This window comes from Aquabacterium sp. (assembly GCF_004297345.1).
In the GTDB taxonomy this organism is placed as follows: Bacteria; Pseudomonadota; Gammaproteobacteria; order Burkholderiales; family Burkholderiaceae_C; genus Aquabacterium.
Genome location: NZ_SCTN01000470.1, coordinates 1 through 3,618, shown reverse-complemented (window position 1 = coordinate 3,618; position 3,618 = coordinate 1). Strand labels below are relative to the sequence as shown.

Annotated in this window: 2 protein-coding genes; both read left to right on the top strand. The window is 59.1% G+C overall.

What is annotated here, in order from left to right; translation table 11 throughout:
* Nucleotides 1-47: 47 nt before the first annotated feature.
* Entirely contained in the window at nt 48-2,150 is a 2,103-nt protein-coding gene (gene fusA, locus EPO09_RS18175; RefSeq protein ID WP_290645265.1) for an elongation factor G, read from the top strand.
* A 296-nt stretch (nt 2,151-2,446) separates the two neighbouring features.
* Nucleotides 2,447-3,618, top strand: a 1,172-nt coding sequence (gene tuf / locus EPO09_RS18170; RefSeq protein ID WP_290645263.1) for an elongation factor Tu, incomplete at its 3' end; no start/stop codon positions are given.

Here is a 3,618-nt window from a genome sequence, read left to right as displayed (position 1 = left end):
CGCCGGGTTCCAACAGGGCCCGGCGCCGTGACAATTGGAGTCACACCATGTCTCGCAAGACCCCGATCGAGCGCTATCGCAACATTGGCATCTCCGCTCACATTGACGCCGGCAAGACCACCACGACCGAGCGCATCCTGTTCTACACCGGTGTGAACCACAAGATCGGTGAAGTGCACGAAGGCGCTGCCACCATGGACTGGATGGAGCAGGAACAAGAGCGCGGCATCACGATCACGTCGGCTGCCACGACCTGCTTCTGGAAGGGTATGGACATGTCCTACCCCGAGCACCGTTTCAACATCATCGACACCCCGGGCCACGTGGACTTCACCATTGAAGTTGAACGCTCGATGCGCGTGCTCGACGGTGCTTGCATGGTGTACTGCGCCGTGGGCGGCGTGCAGCCTCAGTCTGAAACCGTGTGGCGTCAGGCTAACAAGTACGGCGTGCCTCGTCTGTCCTTCGTGAACAAGATGGACCGTACCGGTGCCAACTTCTTCAAGGTCTATGACCAGCTCAAGCTGCGTCTGAAGGCCAACCCTGTGCCCGTGGTGATCCCAATCGGCGCCGAAGACAACTTCCAGGGCGTGGTCGATCTGTTGAAGATGAAGGCCATCTACTGGGACGAAGCTTCCCAGGGCATGAAGTTCGACTACCGCGACATCCCTGAAGAGCTCAAGGCTGACGCCCAGAAGTGGCGCGAAGGCATGGTCGAGGCCGCTGCCGAAGCCAACGAAGAGCTGATGAACAAGTACCTGGAAGAAGGCGACTTGTCCGAAGACGAGATCAAGCTGGCCCTGCGTACACGTACCATCGCCTGCGAAATCCAGCCGATGCTGTGCGGCACCGCCTTCAAGAACAAGGGCGTGCAGCGCATGCTCGACGCCGTCATCGACTACCTGCCCTCGCCAGTGGACATTCCTCCTGTCGAAGGCACGGACGAAGACGACCAGCCCACCAGCCGCAAGGCCGACGACGCCGAGAAGTTCTCTGCGCTGGCTTTCAAGCTGATGACCGACCCGTACGTTGGTCAGCTGACCTTCGTTCGCGTGTACTCGGGCGTGCTGAACTCCGGCGACTCCGTCTACAACCCGATCAAGGGCAAGAAAGAGCGTATCGGCCGTATCCTGCAGATGCACGCCAACGAGCGTGAGGAAATCAAGGAAATTCTGGCTGGTGACATCGCTGCTTGCGTGGGCTTGAAGGACGTGACCACCGGTGAAACACTGTGTGATCCGGACGCCATCATCACCTTGGAAAAGATGGTCTTCCCTGAGCCTGTGATTGCGCAGGCCGTGGAACCCAAGACCAAGGCTGACCAGGAAAAGATGGGTATCGCCCTGCAACGTCTGGCTGCTGAAGATCCTTCCTTCCGCGTCAAGACCGACGAAGAATCGGGTCAGACCATCATCGCCGGTATGGGCGAGCTGCACCTGGAAATCATCGTCGACCGCATGAAGCGCGAATTCGGCGTGGAAGCCAACGTGGGCAAGCCTCAAGTGGCTTACCGCGAAACCATCCGCAAGAAGGTCACCGACGTCGAAGGCAAGTTCGTGCGTCAGTCCGGTGGTAAGGGTCAATACGGTCACGTCGTGCTGACCGTTGAGCCTCAAGAACCTGGCAAGGGCTTCGAGTTCGTCGACGCCATCAAGGGCGGTGTGGTTCCTCGCGAATACATCCCTGCGGTGGAAAAGGGCGTGATCGACACCCTGACTTCTGGCGTGTTGGCTGGCTACCCCGTTGTGGACGTCAAGGTCACCCTGACCTTCGGTTCGTACCACGATGTGGACTCGAACGAAAACGCGTTCAAGATGGCCGCTTCAATGGGCTTCAAGGACGGTTGCCGCAAGGCTTCGCCCGTGATCCTCGAGCCCATGATGGCCGTGGAAGTCGAAACGCCTGAAGACTACGCTGGTACCGTGATGGGCGACCTGTCCTCGCGTCGCGGCATGGTTCAAGGTATGGACGACATGGTCGGCGGCGGCAAGATCATCAAGGCAGAAGTTCCTCTGTCTGAAATGTTCGGCTACTCCACCAGCCTGCGTTCGGCTACACAAGGTCGTGCAACGTACTCCATGGAGTTCAAGCACTACTCGGAAGCTCCGAAGAACGTGGCTGACGCCATCATTACCGCTCGCGGTAAGTAAGACCCCCCCTGCTGCCTTCGGCAGCCCCCTCAAGGGGGCGCAGCCGACGGACTGGCAAAGCCAGTTCCGTGGCTGCCGCTGGATCAGATCCAGCGCCGGGGCGAGGGGTGTGCGGTTTGCGGCATCAATTCAATTGATGGCGCTGGGTTCGGGTGGTAACATCCGGCCCCTCCCTTCTTGGGAACAAATTTAAGCCGGTCTTCGGCGCCACCTTGTGTGGTTGGCTTGCTGCCCGTGGCAGCCAATGCTGGAGACCTTAAACGCTCACGGGCAACTGTTCTTTGTTGGAGAAACAAATGGCAAAAGGTAAATTCGAACGGACCAAGCCGCACGTGAACGTGGGCACCATCGGTCACGTTGACCACGGCAAGACCACCCTGACGGCTGCTATCGCTACCGTTCTGTCGAAGAAGTTTGGCGGCGAAGCCAAGGCTTACGACCAGATCGACGCAGCACCTGAAGAAAAGGCCCGCGGCATCACCATCAACACCGCTCACGTTGAGTACGAAACGGCTAACCGCCACTACGCTCACGTGGACTGCCCTGGCCACGCCGACTATGTGAAGAACATGATCACCGGCGCTGCTCAGATGGACGGCGCTATCCTGGTTTGTTCCGCTGCTGACGGCCCAATGCCTCAGACCCGTGAACACATCCTGCTGTCCCGCCAGGTGGGCGTGCCTTACATCATCGTCTTCCTGAACAAGGCTGACATGGTGGACGACGCCGAGCTGCTGGAACTGGTGGAAATGGAAGTTCGCGAACTCCTGTCCAAGTACGACTTCCCTGGCGACGACACCCCCATCATCAAGGGTTCGGCCAAGCTGGCTCTGGAAGGCGACACTGGCGAGCTGGGCGAACAAGCCATCATGAAGCTGGCCGAAGCCCTGGACACCTACATCCCCACGCCTGAGCGCGCCATCGACGGCACGTTCCTGATGCCTGTGGAAGACGTGTTCTCGATCTCTGGTCGTGGCACCGTGGTGACCGGCCGTATCGAACGCGGCATCATCAAGGTCGGCGAAGAAATCGAAATCGTCGGTATCGCTGCTACCCAGAAGACCACCTGCACGGGCGTGGAAATGTTCCGCAAGCTGCTGGACCAAGGTCAAGCAGGCGACAACGTCGGTATCTTGCTGCGCGGCACCAAGCGCGAAGACGTGCAGCGCGGCCAAGTGCTGTGCAAGCCCGGTTCGATCAAGCCACACACGCACTTCACTGGCGAAATCTACGTTCTGTCCAAGGACGAAGGTGGCCGTCACACGCCTTTCTTCAACAACTACCGCCCTCAGTTCTACTTCCGTACAACTGACGTGACCGGTTCCATCGAGCTGCCAGCCGACAAAGAAATGGTCATGCCTGGTGACAACGTGTCGATCACCGTCAAGCTGATCGCCCCGATCGCCATGGAAGAAGGTCTGCGCTTCGCTATCCGCGAAGGTGGTCGTACTGTTGGCGCCGGTGTGGT

Coding starts and splice junctions, on each gene's coding strand:
- fusA (WP_290645265.1), top strand. CDS start 48: ATGTCTCGCAAGACCCCGATCGAGCGCTATCGCAACATTGGCATCTCC.